Genomic DNA, 16,653 nt, shown 5'->3' on the forward strand with positions numbered 1-16,653 from the left:
CTTGGCCGCTTGATTCAAGTTTCTTCCCCGGGTGCCGATAAATTTGACTAAACGGTCAAAGCGGCGTGACCACCCTGGCGATACGCCGCAGCCAAGGGGAAGTAAAATGAAAAACCTCACCATCGCCCAACGGTTGATGCTAATCATCAGCCTATGCATGCTCCTGATCGTCGGCGGTGCCACCGCCATTCAGTACCGTCTGTTCGGCGATTTGGTGACCGACCGGGTCACGACGGCCGAGTTGCCGGCCACGCTGTCGAGCATTCGCAACGATATCGAAGCGACGCTGGCGCCTCCCATCGCCGTGGCCGAGGAGTTGGCTCACAATCGCTATCTCAAGGATTGGCTGGCCGCAGGCGAGCCAGCCGTGGACGCCGACCGGGCCACTGCCCATTTCAGGGACATTCAGCAGCGCACTCAGGCCGATGTGGTGTTCTACGTATCGGCGCAGAGCGGCAACTACTACACCGCCAATGGAATCCAGCGCACCCTGAGTCGCGAGGACGATCGCTGGTTCTACGACCTCATTGAGGCCTCTGGCGGCGACGCTTACCAGCTCGATATCGATAACGAAGGCGGTGAGCTGAAGGTATTCATCAATCATGTGATCGAAGCGAACGGTGAGCGTGTCGGCATTGCGGGGGTGGGGTATACCTTGGAGACAATGGCGTCCGCTATTCGCGATTATCGCCTGGGTGAGAGTGGTACGGTATTCCTGGCCAACCGGGATGGTGCCATCAGTATTCATCCCGACGGCGCCGAGCGGGTAGGCGAACCATTGACGGAGCTGCCAGGCTGGGAAAGTGTCGCCCCTGCACTGCTGGCGGAGGAGGGTTATCGATACTCTACGCTGCGTGACCTGGAAGGCGCCGAGCATTTGGTAGCAGCCATCGACGTACCCGGCACCGAGTGGGTCGCCTTCGCCCAGGTTCCGCGTGATGAGCTGTTTGCCGATCTCAACCGAGCGGTCGTGCTGATCCTGTTTGCTGTGGGCCTTATCCTGCTGGCGAGCCTGGGAGTGATCGCGCTATTGCTGCGTTCGCAAATGCGGCCGATACGGCGTACTGCCGAAGCGATGCGGGATATCGCTCAGGGAGACGGGGACCTGACCCTGCGCTTGCCGGTCAACGGCAAGGATGAAAGCGCTGAGCTTGCCGTGCAGTTCAACGCCTTCGCCGACAAGATGCATGACGTACTGAGTCTTGTGCGGGCCAGCAGCGATACTGTGCGCCTCGCCGCCCAGGAAATCGCTACCGGCGGCAAGGACATGTCATGGCGCACGGACCAGGCGGCTTCCAGCCTGCAGGAGACTTCGGCCTCCATGGAGGAGATTACCGGCACCGTGGAAAATACCTCCGCGTCATCCCGAGAGGCCAATGCCTTGTCGCAGGCTTCGGCAGAGCTTGCCCAGCGTACCAGCGGGCAGGTAGAACAAGTCGTGACCACTATGGGGGAGATTCAGCAAGCCTCGGTGAAAGTCGGCGACATCGTACGGGTCATGGACGATATCGCCTTTCAGACCAACCTGCTGGCTCTCAATGCTTCGGTCGAGGCGGCGAGGGCAGGTGAGAGCGGTCGCGGGTTTGCCGTAGTGGCTGGCGAGGTACGCCAATTGGCCACGCGCAGTGCGGCGGCCTCGCGTGATATTCGTCAGCTGATAGAAGCTTCGGGCGAAAAGGTGCAGAGTGGTACCCGTTTGGTGAGTGAAGCCGGCAAGGCAATGCATGAGCTGATGGAAGGAGTGCAACGCGTGGCGGGCATGCTGAGCGAGATCAGTCATGCCGCCGGTGAACAGAGCGATGGTATCGGCCAAGTGAATATTGCCGTGGCGGAACTGGACCGCATGACGCAGCAGAACGCTGCGTTGGCGGAGCAGTCGACCACGGCGGCCGATCAGCTCAGCGAACAGGCCGATCAGCTAGCGTCGATGGTGGGCCGCTTCAAGCTGCGCAGCGACCTGTTGCCGGCACCCGACGCGGAGCCGGCCTGAAATGTCACGTGGCTAGTGCTGCGATGGGGCATCACGGGACTGCTAGCTGTCCGTGACGGAATAGGAGGAGCCGGTCAAGGACCGGCTCTTAGCCTTATAAGTACAGGTCAGCTGGCGTTCTGCTCAATACCTTGGAGGTACCAGGGAGCGCCATCGCACACATCGCGAACCAGATGCCAAGTCTCGTTGAATTCGGTTTGTTCACCGTTTTCTTCGAGAATGCCATGGAAGATCACCGTGGCTTCCGCTTGGCCACCCGTCTCACGCACATCACCGAGTTCGGCGAACAGGCGCATGATCTCCGTGCGGTTGTTGGCCGGCTGCCTGTCGCGCTCTTCACGCAACAGATTGTATAGCTCGGGCGTTACATACTCCTGGATACCTGCAAAATCGTTATTGTCCCAGGCGCGCTGCAGGGTCATGAAGTGCTCCTTGGCCCCGGAGAGGAAACGCTCGCGGTCGAACCAGACCGGTAGATTGCCAAAGCTGCCTCCACCCATGGCGACACCCTGTGTGGGCTGGAAGGCCTGGGGCTCAAGCGGTGACTGACGTTCGGCCGCTGGCTGGGGGCCTCCGGCCACGGCGGGGCGGCGGCGCGCCAACAGGCGGAGCAGCAGGAAGCCTAGGCCGGCGATCAGCAGAATGTCCATCAGCCGCAGTTCGTCGAAGGCGCCGCCAAAGAACATTGCCGCCAGCAGCCCACCGGCGAGCATGCCCCCCAGCATGCCGGGCATGCGTGAGCCGGTAGCCCGGTTCGACTGTGCCTGACGTGCCGGAGCGGCCTGGCTGGAGGCGGCTGTTGGACGGTCGGCCGAGCGCGAGAAGCTACCGACACTGCTTCCACCGCCCAGGCGGCGGGCTTCGGCATGCTCGACGGCCAGGCCAGCGCCCAACACGGCGACCATCAACATGATGAGTATGTGACGCATCTCGTGGTCTCTTTAGGATGAGGGTAAAGTCGAGTTTGGGGCGTTCATTCTAGCGGCTATTTTGCCGAAAGTGATGCTTAATATGTGAGGGAGTCGATGCGCTTGAGCAGCGAAGAGAGCCTATTGTTGATTGTCGATCTCCAGGCCGGGCTGCTGCCGGTGATCGAGGGTGGCGAGCAGGCCGTGGCGGAGGCCGCGTGGCTGGGAGGCGTCGCCGGCGTTCTGGCCATTCCGGTGTGGCTCACCGAGCAGTATCCGGAGGGGCTGGGCGGGACCGAGCCGCGGTTGGTGGAAGCACTACCCGATCATCGGCTGTGGCGTAAGGTGCATTTCAACGCCCATGCCGAGGCGGATTTTGCCGCTGCGCTGGAAGCGAGCGGCAAGCGACAGGTCGTGCTGTGCGGCAGCGAAGCGCACATCTGCGTGCTGCAGACCGGCCTGGGACTACTGCAAGCGGGCTATGAGGTGTACTGGCTTTGCGAGGCAACGGTCAGCCGGCGTGCGGAGGAGGCAAGGCTCGCCCGCGAGCGCATGACCGCGGCGGGGGCGATCCCGGTGAGTGCCGACATGGTGGCCTACGAGTGGCTCGAGCGCTGTGACGACGAGCGTTTCCGCCAGGCCCACAAGCGCTTTCTCAAGCCACGCTCGTCGCGCCCGCTACGTTTCTTCTGAGCCGCTCAGCTCTGGTCCTCGTGGCGAGTAAAGACCAGCGTGTCACCTTCCGACATGGCAGGGTTGAAGGCATAACCCGCCATGTCGAACGCCTTGAGATCCTCAGGGTCATCCAGACGCTGCCGGATCATCCAGGCGGCCATCAGGCCACGTGCCTTCTTGGCATAGAAGCTGATGATCTTGAACTTGCCGTTCTTTTCGTCCTTGAACACCGGTGTGATCACGCGAGCATCCAGCCGCTGGGTGTCGATGGCCTTGAAGTACTCGTTGGAGGCCAGGTTGACCAGCACCTTCGAGCCGCTCTCGGCAATGGCTTCGTTGAGTGCCCCGGTCAGAGTGCCTTGCCAGTACGCATACAGATCCTTGCCGGCTGGGTTGGGCAGTCGAGTTCCCATCTCCAGGCGGTAGGGCTGGATCAGGTCGAGCGGGCGCAGCAGACCGTACAAGCCTGAGAGGATGCGCAGGTGTCGCTGGGCAAATTCGTTGTCGTCGTCGCGGAATGCACTCGCCTCGAGGCCTAGGTAGACGTCGCCCTGGAAGGCTTGGGCGGCCGGCTTGGCGTTCTCGGGCGTGAAGCGGGGCTGCCATTCGGCGAAGCGGGCGGCGTTGAGGCCGGCCAGCTTGTCGCTGATGCCCATCAGCTCGCTGAGCTGCTGCGGCGAGTAGTCGCGGAGAATGGCGACGAGTCGCTGGCTATGGTCGAGAAAGTCCGGCTGCGAATGGATGGTCGTCGTGGCAGGGGTCTCGAAGTCCAGCGTCTTCGCCGGCGAGATCACGCTCAGCATGGGGATACTCCTGTAGCTGATATGAGGCGAATCGGGAATGGACCGATTATATCAGCAGCGCGGTGTTCGCAGGGCTATCGTGGCGATAGCCCTGGCGAATGAAGCGATGACGCAGGCGGCACCCTCAGGGACAGGGGTTGGGAATTCGCTGATGCACCTCGTCGATGGCGTCGAGCACGCTCTGGTCGAGCTTGAGCGATTCGCTCGCCAGGTTGCTCTCGAGCTGCTCCATCGTGGTAGCGCCGATGATATTGCTGGTGAGAAAGCTACGCGAATTGACGAAGGCCAAGGCCATCTGAGCCGGGTCCAGATCGTTCTCCCGAGCGATATCGACATAGGCGCGGGTGGCCTGCTCGGCAAGTGGGGAGGTGTAGCGTTTGAAGCGCTCGAAGAGCGTGAGGCGAGCGTTCTCAGGACGCGCACCATCAAGGTACTTGCCCGATAGCACACCGAAACCGAGCGGCGAGTAAGCCAGCAGGCCAACGTTCTCGCGTTGGGCGACTTCGGCCAGGCCGATTTCGAAGGTTCTGTTGAGCAGATTGTAGGGGTTCTGGATCGAGGCCACGCGCGGCAGGTCGAGCCGCTCGGCCAGCTGCAGCGACTTCATCACGCCCCATGGCGTCTCGTTGGAAAGGCCGATGGCGCGAACCTTGCCGGCTTCGACCAGTTCCTTGAGGGCAGCCAGGGTCTCTTCCAGCGGGATGGCTTCGTCCTCTTCATCGTGCTCGTAGCCCAGGCGTCCGAAATAGTTGGTCGAGCGTTCAGGCCAGTGCAGCTGGTAGAGATCGACGTAATCCGTCTGCAGTCGAGCAAGGCTGGCATCGATGGCCTGGTGAATGTGTGCACGGCTCAGGCGCGGGCCGCCCCGAATGTGCTCGAGGCCCGGTCCGGTGACCTTGGTGGCGACGATGACGTCATCGCGGCTTTCGCGACGCCGGAGCCAGCTGCCGATGTAGGCTTCGGTGCGGCCTTGGGTTTCGGCGCGGGGCGGGACGGGATACATCTCGGCGGCGTCGATGAAGTTGATGCCGAAGGCTACGGCGCGGTCGAGCTGTTCATGGGCTTCGGCTTCACTGTTCTGCTCGCCGAATGTCATGGTGCCCAGGCACAGGCGGCTGACTTCGATGCCCGTGTCGCCAAGCGGTCGCGTCTGCATCTTCGCTCCTGTCTGAGAGGGGTCGTAAGCGTTCTCGAGGCATATCCAAAGCCATGCTAGCCGAGGCCTACCACGGCAGCAAATCATAGGGGTTGAGTCCCCGCCGGGGCGAGCGTATGCTGGCGACCCTCAGCGGCCCCGGCGGAGTCCCGCGGCGAGCTCAAGACAGGCCATGACGAGGATCACAGGGTGTGAGCGCAGCGTCATATGGCCAGCTTCACGACGTAGGCAAGGTTGTTTGCACTATGACGCAGGCATCATCATTGTTCACCCGACTCGAGTACCGTCTTGCGGAACAGCTCTTCCACACGCGCTGGCTGCCTCGTTCGCCGCGTACCCAGCGTCTGACCATGCATCTGTTCGAGCGCTGCGCCGATGCCGGTCATCCTGCGGCACTCTCGCTTTACGGGCATATGCTATTCCAGCGTGGCGTGAGTCCGCAGGACAAGGCGCGCGGGGCGCGCTACGTCATCGAGGCGGCGCAGGCCGGCAACCTCAAGGCTCAGTACCAGGCCGGGCGCATCCTCGAGCATGGTTGTGCCCAGTATCCGCGGCGCGAGGAGCGTGCCGTCACCTGGTATGCCCGTGCCGGCGAATCGGGACATCCGCTCGCGGCCATGCGGCTGGCCAAGGCCTATCGCCTCGGCGAGCTGGGGCTGCCCGTGGATGGCGCCCAGGCCGAGCGCTGGCAATCCCTTGCCGACCGCCACGCCGGATGGGAAGGTGACGAACTGGACAGCGGTACTGCCCAGGCCCGACACTAACCGTAACCTTTCCCGCCACGGCTGATGCCATGCCGCCCTGCTTTCGAGGACACGCCCATTCGTGACGCTGCCGACACTGCTGGATATCGAGGCGTCCGGGTTCGGGCGCGGTAGCTACCCCATCGAGATCGGCCTGGCACGGGCCGACGGCAGCTGCTGCGCTTTTCTCGTCCAACCCATGGCAGAGTGGACGCACTGGGACCCCAAGGCCGAGCTGCTGCATGGAATCTCCCGCGCACGCTTGCAGCGCGAAGGGCTGCCCGTAGCGCAGGTCGCTCGCTGGCTCAACGATGAGCTGAGCGAGATCGGCGTGGCCTACAGCGATAGCTGGGGTTACGACAACACCTGGCTGTCGTTGCTGTTCCACCATGCCGGCATGCTCCCTGCCTTCCGCCTCGAGGCGCTGCGCATTTTGCTCAGCGAGCCGCAGCTTGCCGTCTGGCATAGAACCCGCGAGGCGCTGGTCAGGGAGTTAGGTATTCATCGCCATCGCGCCGGCGAGGATGCCCGCCTGCTCCAGCTCACCTACCAGCGCACCCGTCAACAGGCCAGCTGCGGCTAGCCCTCACCGCTCACTGCCAGCAGTACCTTGCCGATATTGGCATCCCGCTCGATATGGGCATGGGCGGCTTCGGCTTCATCGATCGGCCAGCTGCGGTCGATCAGCGGGCGGATCTCTCCACTGGCCAGGCGAGGCCAGACATGGGCCAGAAGCGCATCGAGAATGGCGCCCTTGGCCGCTGGCGGCCTGGCACGCAGGGTCGAGCCGATCAGTCGCTGCCGCTTCATCAGCATTCGCCCCATATCGAGTTCGGCGCAGCGTCCACCCATCAGGCCGATCAGCACCAGGCGGCCCTCGGCGTTGAGTACCTGTTGATTGTCGGCAAGATAGGCCGCGCCGACCGGGTCGAGAATCACATCCGCACCGCCCCATTGCTTTACGGCTGTCACGAAGCTGCCCTGATGACGATTGAAAACGCCATCGGCCCCCAACTCACGGCAGGCGACAAGCTTGTCATCGCTGCCCGCCGTGACGAAGCAGGGGTGGCCGAAGGCCCGGCAGAGCTGGATCGCCGCAGTGCCGACGCCGCTGGCGCCGGCGTGCAGCAGGACGCGCTCGCCGGCTGCCAGTTGGCCCTCCATGAACAGGTTGAGCCAGGCGGTGGCGAATACCTCGGGCAGGGCCGCGGCGTCACGCAGGCCGAAGCCTTGCGGCAGTGGCAGGACCTGCCGCGCATCGACGACTACCTCCTCGGCATAACCGCCTCCGGCCAGCAGGGCGCAGACCCGCTCCCCTGGGCGCAGGCTGTCGACACCGGGGCCGGCCTCGACCACCGTGCCACTGACCTCGAGGCCGAGGATGTCGCTGACGCCGGGCGGGGGAGGGTAGTGCCCGGCGCGCTGCATCAGGTCGGCACGATTGACGCCGGCCCAGGCGACACGCAGGCGAACTTCCCCCGCTGCGGGCCCCTCGGGGGCGGGCTGCGCACGCCAGCGCAGGTGGTTCTGCTCGACGGCGATGGCATGCATGGGTGACCTCCTAGGTTGCGGTCTCGGCGAGGCGGGCTTCCAGGGCGTCCAGCAGGGCGACGGGCTCCTCGGCATCGATCAGGCAGGTGCGGGTTCGGGCGTTGAGGAAGCCGTGCTCCACGGTACTGTCGAGGAAAGACAGCAGTGGGGAATAGAAGCCGGCGGTATCGAGCACCCCGATGGGTTTGTCATGCAGCCCCAGGTACTGCCAGGTCCAGGCCTCGAACAGCTCCTCCAGGGTGCCGATGCCGCCGGGCAGGGCGATGAACGCATCGGCATGGGCGGCCATGCTGGCCTTGCGTTCATGCATGTTGTTCACGCGAATCAGCGTCGGCAGTCCCTCGTGGGCTTGCTCACGCTCCACCAGATGGTCGGGCATCACTCCGATCACCTCACCGCCACCGGCCAGCACGGCGTTGGCCAGCTCTCCCATCAGGCCGATGCGGGCACCGCCATAGACCAGACCGTGACCGCGTGCGGCCAGCTCATGCCCGAGGGCTCGGGTGGCTTCAAGAAAGGCAGGATCCCGACCGTCTCGGGAGCCCAAGTAGACACAGAATCTCGACATGCGCTTCTCCTTGGCAAGCCCTTATCCTAGCTGCCCGAAAGAGGCTTCGAAAGCGTCGAGACGGTCTCAGGGCAGGCAGTCGGCCACGGCAAACTCGGCGTCGAGCCACTGGCCGATGACGTTATTGCCGCACAGGTGGTGGGCGTACTGGGTGTGCAGACAACGCACCTGATCCCAGTTGGCGATGCCGCCGATGCCGCGCTCTCGCATCACGCCCTCGTAGCCGAGCTGCTCGACCTCATGGCGCTGTGCTTCGCTCATGTGGCGCCAGCGTGTCTCCACGTAATCGCGGTGGCTGGCATGGTAAGCGGCGAGAAAGTCGGCGTCGTCCCGCAGTCTTGCCTCGAGCTGCTTGATCACACCGCTGGCTTCGATGCGGGAGATGTCGATCTTGAGTCGCTCGGAGCAGAGCCAGTAGAGCGTGGGAAAAGGCTTGCCGTCGACGATAGGGGCCATGCGCAGCACCAGAGGAGTGCCGTTGCCATCGGTGGCGGCGACCGCCTCGATGCCGCGCGGGGCTCGTCCCAGTTGCTCGGTGATGATGGCCAGTTGGCGGGCGTCAGGCGTCTGGTCGGTCTGGATCACCATCGTTGCGGTCCCGTACGAACTTGTTGGAGCGGCCCACGGCGCGAAAGAAGGTCCGGTTGAGCTGCTCGGGCGTGGGCACGTAGCCGCGCCATTGGCGTTCGCAGTACTCGTTGGCCCGCGCCATCAGCACGTCGTAGAGGCGATTGAACGGCGCATCATAATCGTAGGGGTCGGCGCCGAACAAGCGGATATGCGGATAGTCGGCGAACCGTTCCATGAAATAACGCTCCAGGTCGGCCTCCACGGCGCGATGCTGGGCCACGTTGTCGGGGTCGAGCCAGAGGTTGTAGCGGATGCCCATCTCGGTCTCCTGCCAGTATGAGTGGCCCTTCATTCCGTGGGTCACATTGTTTTGACCACGAGAGCGCGGGTTTGGCTCATGCGAATCAGGCGCGTGCCAATGGCACCAGGCGCGCATGGCACAGGCGAATCAGGTCGGCAGGCGCCAGGGCGATCTCCAGGCCACGCCTTCCGCCGCTGACGTGCATTTTCCCGAGACCCTCGGCGCTGGCGTCGAGGAAGGTCGGCAGCCGTTTCTTCTGGCCCAGCGGGCTGATACCTCCCAGCACGTAACCGGTGCTGCGCTCGGCCTCGGCCGCCTCGGCCATGCTCGCACGCCGGGCCCCGGCCGCCTTGGCCAGCGCCTTGAGGTCGAGCTGGCCAGTGACCGGCACGATGCCCACCGCCAGGCGGCCATCGTCGAGGCGAACAACCAGGGTCTTGAACACGGTATGAGGGGCGAGCCCAAGAGCGCTTGCCGCCTCCTCGCCATAGGCGGGGGCGCGGGGGTCGTGCTCGTAGCTGAGCAGCTCGAAGCTGGCGCCATCGCGCTCCAGCGCCCTGACGGCCGGGGTCATGCGTCGCTGGTCTCCTCGAGCGGCTGCAGGTGGGCCTCCAGGGCTGAACGCAGCTCGCCCGCGATGGGCACGGCGCGCTTGGTGGCGTGATCGAAGTGCACCATCACGGTATGGCCCAGGTTGGTCAGCTCACCCTTCTGCCACGCCTCCTGGGTCACGGTGAAGGAGCTGTTGCCGAGCCGCGAGACGTAGGTACGGATCTCGATCTCGCTGCCGTAGTGCAGCTCGGCCCGGTAGTCGATCTCCATGCGCGCCATGATCAGCCGCCACTTGCGGGGGTCAAGGTCCGGGGTGAATAGCCGAAACAGGTCATTGCGTGCCAACTCGAACCAGGCGGGCAGGCGGGTATTGTTGACATGGCCGAGAGCGTCGGTGTCGTAGAAAGCGGGTTCGATGGTGCGCACGAACATGATGGGCCCTTTGCTGTCTTGTGGTCTTGTGGAGTGCCGTCGTCAGGCAGACAGCATTGCCCCGAGCAAACGCTAGGTCAAGTGTCGGCGACCTGCCTCTCGCCGTACCAGGCCTGCAGCCGCATCCAGCCGAGCAGCCATAGAGTAGCCACGGCGAACCCCGCCAGGGTGCCCCACAGCAGACCCAGCGTGGCATAGGTGAGCGACACGCACAGCGCATAGCAGAGCAGTGCGCCAAGGCCGGCCGGATAGTGCTTGATCACCGTGGCGGCCGGCGCCGCGCCGTGGGTGAGATGCAGGATCACCAGCAGGGGGTACATCGAGATCGGAAACGCCGCCAGCATGCCGGCCCAAGACGTCGGCAGCACGTGGGCCAGGCCGGTGACCACGAAGACGATGGCAGTAGCCAGCCCGGCACGAAGCAAGAGCGGCTTCCAGCGAGCGCCATTCTGATGCACCGTGACTCGCGTTTCCGGCACGTGGCGATAGAGCCAGGTGAAGGCGAAGATGGCCACCAGGGTGACCAGCGTCCCGCTCATCCGAGCGAAATCGAAGCGCGTCAGCACGAGGCTGGTCAGCCACCAGGCGGCGAGGCCGCCAACGGTGCCACTCAGCACACCGCGAAGGCCGTCCCGGCGACCGCACAGCAGGTAGCCGCCGCCCAGCGCCATGGTGGCGGTGAAGCCGGCCAGGCTGAACACGGCGCTCTCGGCGGCGAAGCCGGGTGAGATCTCCAGGCCGATGAAGAACAGCGCGATGGCCGTCCCCAGCGGATAGCCGGAAAGCAGGCCGGCCACCCGCGTGCTGACGCGCTCGGCCACGATCGACAGGCCGATTACGATACCGATCGATACCGCGAGCTTGGCCAGCTGCCAGCTCAAGGGGACATCCATGGCGATTTTCCTTGCAGGTAGACGGCTAGATGAGGCGCAGGCCCTGGCGGTCGGCCCAAGCGGCTCCCACCGCATGGGTCAGTCTCTCCTGCAGGTGAGCAGGCAGGGCGGCACGCGCTTGGTCGACGCTGGCAAACTCGCGGTTGCGCAGCCAGCAGTAGGCCCAGGCGCAGGCCTCGTCCTCGCTCTTCGGTACCGGGCGTGCCGGCATCTGGAACAGCAGGAAGGCAGCGGTACGCGCCGCCCACAGGGGGATGTCGTCGCCGGACCCGGAGCGGCTCCATTCGGCGAGTCGGGTGCCGTCGGGCGTCGCCTCGGGCTCGCCCAGTTTCGCCACTCGGGCGGTCTCTGCCAGGATCAGGGCGAGGCGGTCCGGCTCGCCCTGGCCGAGCTGACGCCACTGGTCGATCAGTGCCGGCATGCCCCGGCGAACCTTGGCATAGAAGCCGCTTTGCGGCATGGTTTCGCTCATACTGCTGCTTCCCGAGGAGAGGACATGGAGTTCGATTTTGCCACGCCTGTCGAGCGTCGCCACCCCGATCGGGGCGAGTGGCCGTCGCAGAAGTGGCATCGCTATGATGCCAGCATCCTGCCGCTGTGGGTGGCCGACATGGATTTTCGCTCCCCTCCTCAGGTGATCGAGGCGCTGAAGGCACGGGTCGATCACGGTGTCTTCGGCTACGGACTGGTGCCGGACAGCCTCAGGCACACCCTGTGCGAGTGGAGCGAGCGGGAGTACGCTTGGCCGATCGAGCCGGAGTGGCAGCTGTGGCTACCCGGTGTGGTACCGGCGCTGCACCTGGCCAGTCTGGCGCTGACCGAGCCGGGGGAGGGCGTCCTGACCGTTACGCCGATCTATCCGCCGTTCCTGAAGGTGGCCGAGCGTACCGGTCGCCTGGCCCAGCAGGCTCCGCTGGGCGAGCCGAGTGGCCCCGGCGAGCCTTGGCGGCTCGACCTGGAGGCGCTTGAGGCGGCGATAACCCCCGAGACGCGGCTGCTGCTATGGTGCCATCCCCACAACCCCACCGGCCGGGTGTGGCGACAGGCGGAACTGGCCGCACTGGCCGAGCTTGTCGAGCGACACGACCTGCTGGTGGTTTCCGACGAGCTGCACTGCGACCTGCTGCTCGAGGAAGGGGAGGCGCATAGGCCGCTGGCGGCGGCTTTTCCGGGGCTGGCGGCCCGCATCATCACGCTGTGGGCGCCCTCCAAGACCTTCAACCTCGCCGGACTCACCGCCGCCTGTGCGGTGATTCCGGATGCCACGCTGAGGCGACGCTTCGCCGCGGCAATGCGGGGCCTGATGCCGGACGTCAACGTGCTGGGGCTGGTTGCTGCCGAGGTGGCCTACGACCAAGGCAATGCATGGCGTAAGGCCCTGCTTGGGGTATTGCGGCATCACCGGCAAGCGCTGGTCGAGCGCGTGGAGACATGGCCGGGTGTGAGCATGAGTGCGCCGGAATCGACCTACCTGGCCTGGCTCGATCTGCGCCGCGCCAACGGGCTGTCGCCACATTCGGCTTCGCCGCAGCAAGTGCTGATGGAGCGGGCCGGGGTGGCTCTCTCCGACGGTGCCGATTTTGGCTGGCCCGGCTTCGTGCGACTCAACTTCGGTACTACCGCTACCCAGCTCGAGGCCGCCCTGACGCGGCTTGACAGGGTGCTGAAAACGTAGGCCGAAGCGGCAGTCGGCCCGTCCGGGCCGACTGCCATCCCCCGGCAGGTGTTCAGTAGAGCAGCGTGAACAGCTTGCGACGATAAGTGACCGTCAAGGGATGGTCGGCTCCCAGGGCGTCGAAGACCCGCAGCAGGGTCTTGCGCGCTGCATCGTCGCCGTAGCCGCGATCCTGGCGCATCACGCCGAGCAATCCCTCCAGCCCGTCCTCGTAGTTGCCATCAGCGACCTGACGCAGGGCGCGCTTGTAGCGCGCCTCGCTGTCGTCGCGTGCGGCCAGGGCGGCGAGCTCGTCGTCGCCGGGCGCTTCCTCGCGAAACTCGACGCTGGCACGCACGCCACGGGCCGGCGCGGCGTCGCGCTCCTCCGGCGGCAGGTTGTCGAGCAAGTCGAGGGCTTCCTGGCTGCGGCCTTCTGCGACTAGTGCGCGGGCCAGCTCCACCTGATAGGGGTGGTGCTCGGGATTCTGCTGCACGAGCTGCTCATAGAGGGTGCGGGCCGTGGCTGCGTCGCCCTGGGCCAGAGCCTCGGCGGCTTGCTCCTCGGGGCTGGCAGGAGCGTCTTCCGGCGCCGGGAAGTAGCGTGACAGCCACTCGCGGATCTCTTTCTCGGGCAGGGCTCCCTGGAAATGATCCACCAGCCCGCCCTGACTGATCAGCTTGACGTCGGGCACCGAGCGCACGCCGAGTTGAGCGGCGATCTCCTGATTCTCCTCGATATTGAGCTTGGCCAGGAGGAAGGCACCGCGATACTCCCGGGTCAGCTTCTCGAGGATCGGCATCAGTGTCTTGCAGGGCTGGCACCAGGGCGCCCAGCAGTCGAGCAGCACCGGTACTTGCATGGAAACCTCCAGCACCTGCTGGATGTTGCTGCGGTCGACGTCGATGATCAGCTGCTCATCGCCGGGCACCGCTTCCTGCGATGACGGGGAGGGGTCCTGTGGTGCCGTCAACGGGGCGCCACTGCGAGGGTCGACGATGGACATGGAAACGACCTTGGTCAAAGAGTGAATTTGTTTGAAAGATGCGGGTAAAGGCCGCGGGATTCAAGGGGCATCCGTTGTCCCACGTTGCGCGTTGGTTGAGGTGCGGATGCAGGCGCGGCATCCGGTCGGGGGCTGTGGTAGTCTCATCCTCGTTCGGCCGTATCGGGGCCGGGCATCCAGACATGAGGAGCCGTGGGATGGCAACGTACCGACTGAACCGCGATAGCGACCTGATCGACAACCCTTCACCGCGCTGCGCCTGCATGCTGGTACTGGACACCTCCGCGTCGATGTTCGGTCCGCCGATCCGTGAATTGAACGCTGGCGTTCAGGCTTTCATTTCGGCGATTCAGGAGGACGACATGGCCGCCTGCTCGGTCGAGCTCGGCGTGATCACCGCTGGTGGCAAGGTCACCGAGCAGTTGCCTTTCACCACGGCCATGGATATCTCGCAATGCCGTCAGTTTAACGCCGCGGGCCTGACACCGCTGGGTGGCGCCATGGAGCTGGCGCTGGATCGCCTGGAGGAGCGCACCTCGGCCTATCGCAAAGCCGGCGTGGCCTATTACCAGCCATGGCTCGTGGTGATCAGTGACGGCGTGCCGACCGATCAGTGGCAGGCGGCTTCGGTGAGGGCACGGACCCTGGCCCAGCAGCGCAAGCTGGTGGTAATGCCGGTGGGCGTCGAGGAAGCCGATCTCGAGGCGCTCAGCGCCTTTTCCACCCGACCGGCCAAGCGACTCGATGGGCTGAAGTTCCGAGAGTTCTTCCTCTGGCTCTCGGCCAGCATGAGCCGGGTTTCGGCGTCATCGTCGACGACCGATCAGGTCAAGCTGCCGCCTACGGACAGCTGGGACAGCATCTAGAGCGGATGCATGGCGTCGAAGGAGGCCGAGTGGTAGCACGCGCACTGGTGGTGACGGATTCGCAGGGCAAGGAGCGCCGGCTCGGCAAGCGCCTCGAGCGTGGTGGCGAAGGCGAGATTTTCGCCCTGCGCGAACGCCCCGACGTGATCGTCAAGTGGTACTACCCCGAGGTGCTCGACAAGCGTGGAGAGGAATTGCACCGCAAGGTCGAGGCGATGCGTAGCCTGCGCGATGCCCACATGACCCGCGACGTCTGCTGGCCGCTGATCCGGGTTTTCGATGTACAGCAGCGCTGGATCGGTTTCGCCATGTACCGGGCGCGTGGCGTGAAGATGAGCTTCCTCGCCCATGCCCTGTTGTACCAGCGATATTTTCCCGGCCTGGATCGCCGCCGTATCGTCGGTTACCTGATCCGTTTCGTCGAGATCGTCCAGCAACTGCACGAGGCCGGGGTCTGTATCGGTGACTACAACCTCAACAATATATTTTGTGTTCCTGGGTCGGAGCAGGTCACGCTGATCGACTGCGACAGCTACCAACTGCGCGTCGACGGCACTTTCTACCCTTGTCCTGTGGGCAGTCCGGACATGACGCCCAAGGAACACCAGGGCGTCTCGTTCCGTCACACGGTACGTTCGCCGCGCAGCGAGGCTTTCTCGCTGGCGATCGTGCTGTTCAAGTGTCTGATGCTGGGGCGTCACCCTTATGACATCGTCGGCGGCGACGATCCGGTGCGTAATCTGCGGCGTGGCAACTTTGCCTATGGCCGTGGCCAGCGTGACGTGCCTCAGGGTGTCTGGTACGAACTCTGGACCGAGCTGCCCGACACCGTCCGCGACATGTTCGTGACGACTTTCACGGTAGGGGCCGATGCCCCCATTCAGCGCGCCACGCTGGCGCAGTGGCATGCCGCGCTTAGCGACTACCGTGAGGCGATGGCGGCGGGGGAGTATGCCGTGCGTTTGGCCAGCCCCGGCCGGCCGCTACGTTCACAGGTGCAGCATGCCCGTTGAATCGTCACCCACCCACGGCGCGTCGTTGTCTGCCTGGTCGGTCATGAGCGTCGCTACCGCCGGGCTGGCGCATTTGGAAGGCTCGCCGCCCTTGCCCTGCCAGGACGCGGCGGATGGCGTGGCGACTCCTCGCCCCGCCCTCGTGCTGGCCGATGGGGCCGGCAGCTCGCCGGACTCCGGCTTGGGCGCGCGCGTGCTGATCGCCGCCATGTTGCGGCTGGTCGATACCCTCGAGGCGCAGCTCGCCTGGCTGCTCGACGGTCGGGATGAGCCCTCCCCGGAGGTGCTGCGCCAGTTCGCCGAACTGCTCTCCCGCCATGCACGAGGGAGCCTGGTCGACCGCGCTGCCGAACAGCATCGCGCGGTGCGAGATCTGCGCTGCACGCTGCTGCTGGCATTGGTAGGCCATGAGCGGCTGCTGTGGCTCAAGATCGGCGATGGCGAAATCGTGCTGGAGCGGGCCGCCCCCCTTGCAGAGCGGGCGGGAGAGGAGCCTGGGCTGGCGCCGCATCTCTTCACCTTGGGCGAGCGGGGCAAGGGGGAGTTCGCCAATCAGACGTGCTTCGTCGACGAGCGCCTGGACGTCGCACAGGTGCAGTACGGTTGCGAATCAACGGTGGCACTGACGGGAATCGCCTTGATGAGCGACGGTGCTGCCGAGAAACTGGTCTCGCTCGACGGCGAACAGATCTCGGGGCAGCTCAGCTACTGGTTCGATGATCTGCGGCAGGGACGGCTGCGCCAACGCCAGCTGGTGCGGCGCTTCTACAGCGAGGAGTTCTGCCGTGGCACCAGCGGCGACGACCGCAGTATCGCCTTGTTGGCCAGGGAACCGGAGGCGCGGTGAGACGTCGAAGTAATGCCATGGCGGCGAGACGAGCCAGCGGTCGCCATGGCCGGTCAGCGTTCCGTATGCCACCGACCAAGCTGTTACCTGACAGTCCTGAATACGCTGACTAGACGCGCTGCCAG

General features: G+C 64.9%; 20 protein-coding genes. 8 read left to right on the plus strand and 12 right to left on the minus strand.

The genetic code is table 11. The features are described 5' to 3' along the window. Positions 1-106: 106 nt before the first annotated feature. Positions 107-1,990: a methyl-accepting chemotaxis protein gene (locus HNO53_RS01955; RefSeq protein ID WP_209475794.1), complete on the plus strand. Its 1,884-nt coding sequence runs from the start codon at positions 107-109 to the stop codon at positions 1,988-1,990. 107 nt (positions 1,991-2,097) lie between these two features. Here the strand turns inward: HNO53_RS01955 and HNO53_RS01960 are convergent, their stop codons facing one another. Next, positions 2,098-2,919, minus strand: coding sequence for a Tim44 domain-containing protein (locus tag HNO53_RS01960; protein ID WP_209475796.1), 822 nt, complete (start codon positions 2,917-2,919; stop codon positions 2,098-2,100). Between the two features lie 96 nt (positions 2,920-3,015). Here HNO53_RS01960 and HNO53_RS01965 point away from each other — a divergent pair, with 96 nt between their 5' ends. Continuing rightward, positions 3,016-3,591: an isochorismatase family protein gene (locus tag HNO53_RS01965; RefSeq protein WP_209475799.1), complete on the plus strand. Its 576-nt coding sequence runs from the start codon at positions 3,016-3,018 to the stop codon at positions 3,589-3,591. A 5-nt stretch (positions 3,592-3,596) separates the two neighbouring features. Here HNO53_RS01965 and yaaA read toward each other — a convergent pair whose 3' ends face one another. Together yaaA and HNO53_RS01975 are read right to left on the minus strand one after the other, a co-directional pair. After that, complete coding sequence (gene yaaA / locus HNO53_RS01970; protein ID WP_209475801.1) at positions 3,597-4,376, minus strand: peroxide stress protein YaaA; 780 nt, start codon at positions 4,374-4,376, stop codon at positions 3,597-3,599. 124 nt (positions 4,377-4,500) lie between these two features. Beyond that, the gene (locus tag HNO53_RS01975; protein WP_209475802.1) at positions 4,501-5,532 is read right to left on the minus strand and encodes an NADP(H)-dependent aldo-keto reductase; all 1,032 of its coding nucleotides are present in this window, start codon (positions 5,530-5,532) and stop codon (positions 4,501-4,503) included. A 245-nt stretch (positions 5,533-5,777) separates the two neighbouring features. Between HNO53_RS01975 and HNO53_RS01980 the strand changes: the two genes are divergently transcribed. Together HNO53_RS01980 and HNO53_RS01985 are read left to right on the plus strand one after the other, a co-directional pair. Further along, complete coding sequence (locus tag HNO53_RS01980) at positions 5,778-6,296, plus strand: tetratricopeptide repeat protein (protein WP_209475804.1); 519 nt, start codon at positions 5,778-5,780, stop codon at positions 6,294-6,296. A 61-nt stretch (positions 6,297-6,357) separates the two neighbouring features. Beyond that, positions 6,358-6,858: a 3'-5' exonuclease gene (locus HNO53_RS01985; RefSeq protein ID WP_209475806.1), complete on the plus strand. Its 501-nt coding sequence runs from the start codon at positions 6,358-6,360 to the stop codon at positions 6,856-6,858. Here the strand turns inward: HNO53_RS01985 and HNO53_RS01990 are convergent. The 8 genes from HNO53_RS01990 to HNO53_RS02025 all read right to left on the minus strand — a co-directional run bounded on the left by HNO53_RS01990 (position 6,855) and on the right by HNO53_RS02025 (position 11,602). Next, entirely contained in the window at positions 6,855-7,826 is a 972-nt protein-coding gene (locus HNO53_RS01990) for an NAD(P)H-quinone oxidoreductase (RefSeq protein WP_209475807.1), read from the minus strand. The genes HNO53_RS01985 and HNO53_RS01990 overlap by 4 nt on opposite strands. Positions 7,827-7,836: 10 nt before the next feature. Next, positions 7,837-8,394: an LOG family protein gene (locus tag HNO53_RS01995; protein ID WP_209475809.1), complete on the minus strand. Its 558-nt coding sequence runs from the start codon at positions 8,392-8,394 to the stop codon at positions 7,837-7,839. A gap of 66 nt (positions 8,395-8,460) precedes the next feature. Next, on the minus strand, positions 8,461-8,982 hold the full coding sequence (locus tag HNO53_RS02000; protein ID WP_209475811.1) for a DUF501 domain-containing protein: 522 nt from the start codon (positions 8,980-8,982) through the stop codon (positions 8,461-8,463). After that, a complete protein-coding gene (locus HNO53_RS02005; protein ID WP_197449412.1) occupies positions 8,954-9,283 on the minus strand; it encodes a hypothetical protein in 330 nt (109 codons plus the stop codon). The genes HNO53_RS02000 and HNO53_RS02005 overlap by 29 nt, the downstream gene beginning before the upstream one ends. Positions 9,284-9,368: 85 nt before the next feature. Next, positions 9,369-9,839: a Cys-tRNA(Pro) deacylase gene (ybaK, locus tag HNO53_RS02010; protein WP_209475812.1), complete on the minus strand. Its 471-nt coding sequence runs from the start codon at positions 9,837-9,839 to the stop codon at positions 9,369-9,371. Then, positions 9,836-10,249 (minus strand): acyl-CoA thioesterase, encoded by a 414-nt coding sequence (locus HNO53_RS02015; protein WP_209475814.1) that lies wholly within the window; start codon positions 10,247-10,249, stop codon positions 9,836-9,838. The genes ybaK and HNO53_RS02015 overlap by 4 nt, the downstream gene beginning before the upstream one ends. Before the next feature lie 77 nt (positions 10,250-10,326). After that, positions 10,327-11,142: a hypothetical protein gene (locus tag HNO53_RS02020; protein WP_209475816.1), complete on the minus strand. Its 816-nt coding sequence runs from the start codon at positions 11,140-11,142 to the stop codon at positions 10,327-10,329. A 25-nt stretch (positions 11,143-11,167) separates the two neighbouring features. Next, positions 11,168-11,602 (minus strand): hypothetical protein, encoded by a 435-nt coding sequence (locus HNO53_RS02025; protein ID WP_209478482.1) that lies wholly within the window; start codon positions 11,600-11,602, stop codon positions 11,168-11,170. 36 nt (positions 11,603-11,638) lie between these two features. Between HNO53_RS02025 and HNO53_RS02030 the strand changes: the two genes are divergently transcribed. Continuing rightward, positions 11,639-12,817, plus strand: coding sequence for a MalY/PatB family protein (locus HNO53_RS02030; protein WP_209475818.1), 1,179 nt, complete (start codon positions 11,639-11,641; stop codon positions 12,815-12,817). Positions 12,818-12,869: 52 nt separating this feature from the next. Here the strand turns inward: HNO53_RS02030 and HNO53_RS02035 are convergent, their stop codons facing one another. Continuing rightward, the gene (locus HNO53_RS02035; protein ID WP_209475821.1) at positions 12,870-13,802 is read right to left on the minus strand and encodes a thioredoxin family protein; all 933 of its coding nucleotides are present in this window, start codon (positions 13,800-13,802) and stop codon (positions 12,870-12,872) included. Between the two features lie 197 nt (positions 13,803-13,999). On the opposite strand from HNO53_RS02035, the gene HNO53_RS02040 reads away from it, so the two are divergent. The 3 genes from HNO53_RS02040 to HNO53_RS02050 are packed head-to-tail and all read left to right on the plus strand — an operon-like array spanning position 14,000 to position 16,528. After that, positions 14,000-14,668, plus strand: coding sequence for a vWA domain-containing protein (locus tag HNO53_RS02040; RefSeq protein ID WP_209475823.1), 669 nt, complete (start codon positions 14,000-14,002; stop codon positions 14,666-14,668). Between the two features lie 29 nt (positions 14,669-14,697). Beyond that, positions 14,698-15,681 (plus strand): kinase, encoded by a 984-nt coding sequence (locus HNO53_RS02045; RefSeq protein ID WP_242597516.1) that lies wholly within the window; start codon positions 14,698-14,700, stop codon positions 15,679-15,681. Then, positions 15,671-16,528, plus strand: coding sequence for a protein phosphatase 2C domain-containing protein (locus HNO53_RS02050; RefSeq protein ID WP_209475827.1), 858 nt, complete (start codon positions 15,671-15,673; stop codon positions 16,526-16,528). The genes HNO53_RS02045 and HNO53_RS02050 overlap by 11 nt, the downstream gene beginning before the upstream one ends. The last annotated feature ends 125 nt before the right edge of the window (positions 16,529-16,653 follow it).

Origin of the sequence: Billgrantia antri, assembly GCF_017868935.1 — a bacterium.
Taxonomy (GTDB): domain Bacteria; phylum Pseudomonadota; class Gammaproteobacteria; order Pseudomonadales; family Halomonadaceae; genus Halomonas; species Halomonas antri.

What these genes read in the sequence shown, in the direction of transcription:
- HNO53_RS01955 (WP_209475794.1), top strand. Translation starts at nt 107, where the DNA reads ATGAAAAACCTCACCATCGCCCAACGGTTGATGCTAATCATCAGCCTA.
- HNO53_RS02000 (WP_209475811.1), bottom strand. Translation starts at nt 8,982, where the DNA reads ATGGTGATCCAGACCGACCAGACGCCTGACGCCCGCCAACTGGCCATC.
- yaaA (WP_209475801.1), bottom strand. Translation starts at nt 4,376, where the DNA reads ATGCTGAGCGTGATCTCGCCGGCGAAGACGCTGGACTTCGAGACCCCT.
- HNO53_RS01965 (WP_209475799.1), top strand. Translation starts at nt 3,016, where the DNA reads ATGCGCTTGAGCAGCGAAGAGAGCCTATTGTTGATTGTCGATCTCCAG.
- HNO53_RS02040 (WP_209475823.1), top strand. Translation starts at nt 14,000, where the DNA reads ATGGCAACGTACCGACTGAACCGCGATAGCGACCTGATCGACAACCCT.
- HNO53_RS02050 (WP_209475827.1), top strand. Translation starts at nt 15,671, where the DNA reads ATGCCCGTTGAATCGTCACCCACCCACGGCGCGTCGTTGTCTGCCTGG.
- HNO53_RS02015 (WP_209475814.1), bottom strand. Translation starts at nt 10,249, where the DNA reads ATGTTCGTGCGCACCATCGAACCCGCTTTCTACGACACCGACGCTCTC.
- HNO53_RS02025 (WP_209478482.1), bottom strand. Translation starts at nt 11,602, where the DNA reads ATGCCGCAAAGCGGCTTCTATGCCAAGGTTCGCCGGGGCATGCCGGCA.
- HNO53_RS02035 (WP_209475821.1), bottom strand. Translation starts at nt 13,802, where the DNA reads ATGTCCATCGTCGACCCTCGCAGTGGCGCCCCGTTGACGGCACCACAG.
- HNO53_RS01980 (WP_209475804.1), top strand. Translation starts at nt 5,778, where the DNA reads ATGACGCAGGCATCATCATTGTTCACCCGACTCGAGTACCGTCTTGCG.
- HNO53_RS02005 (WP_197449412.1), bottom strand. Translation starts at nt 9,283, where the DNA reads ATGGGCATCCGCTACAACCTCTGGCTCGACCCCGACAACGTGGCCCAG.
- HNO53_RS01960 (WP_209475796.1), bottom strand. Translation starts at nt 2,919, where the DNA reads ATGCGTCACATACTCATCATGTTGATGGTCGCCGTGTTGGGCGCTGGC.
- HNO53_RS01990 (WP_209475807.1), bottom strand. Translation starts at nt 7,826, where the DNA reads ATGCATGCCATCGCCGTCGAGCAGAACCACCTGCGCTGGCGTGCGCAG.
- ybaK (WP_209475812.1), bottom strand. Translation starts at nt 9,839, where the DNA reads ATGACCCCGGCCGTCAGGGCGCTGGAGCGCGATGGCGCCAGCTTCGAG.
- HNO53_RS02030 (WP_209475818.1), top strand. Translation starts at nt 11,639, where the DNA reads ATGGAGTTCGATTTTGCCACGCCTGTCGAGCGTCGCCACCCCGATCGG.
- HNO53_RS02020 (WP_209475816.1), bottom strand. Translation starts at nt 11,142, where the DNA reads ATGGATGTCCCCTTGAGCTGGCAGCTGGCCAAGCTCGCGGTATCGATC.
- HNO53_RS01975 (WP_209475802.1), bottom strand. Translation starts at nt 5,532, where the DNA reads ATGCAGACGCGACCGCTTGGCGACACGGGCATCGAAGTCAGCCGCCTG.
- HNO53_RS01995 (WP_209475809.1), bottom strand. Translation starts at nt 8,394, where the DNA reads ATGTCGAGATTCTGTGTCTACTTGGGCTCCCGAGACGGTCGGGATCCT.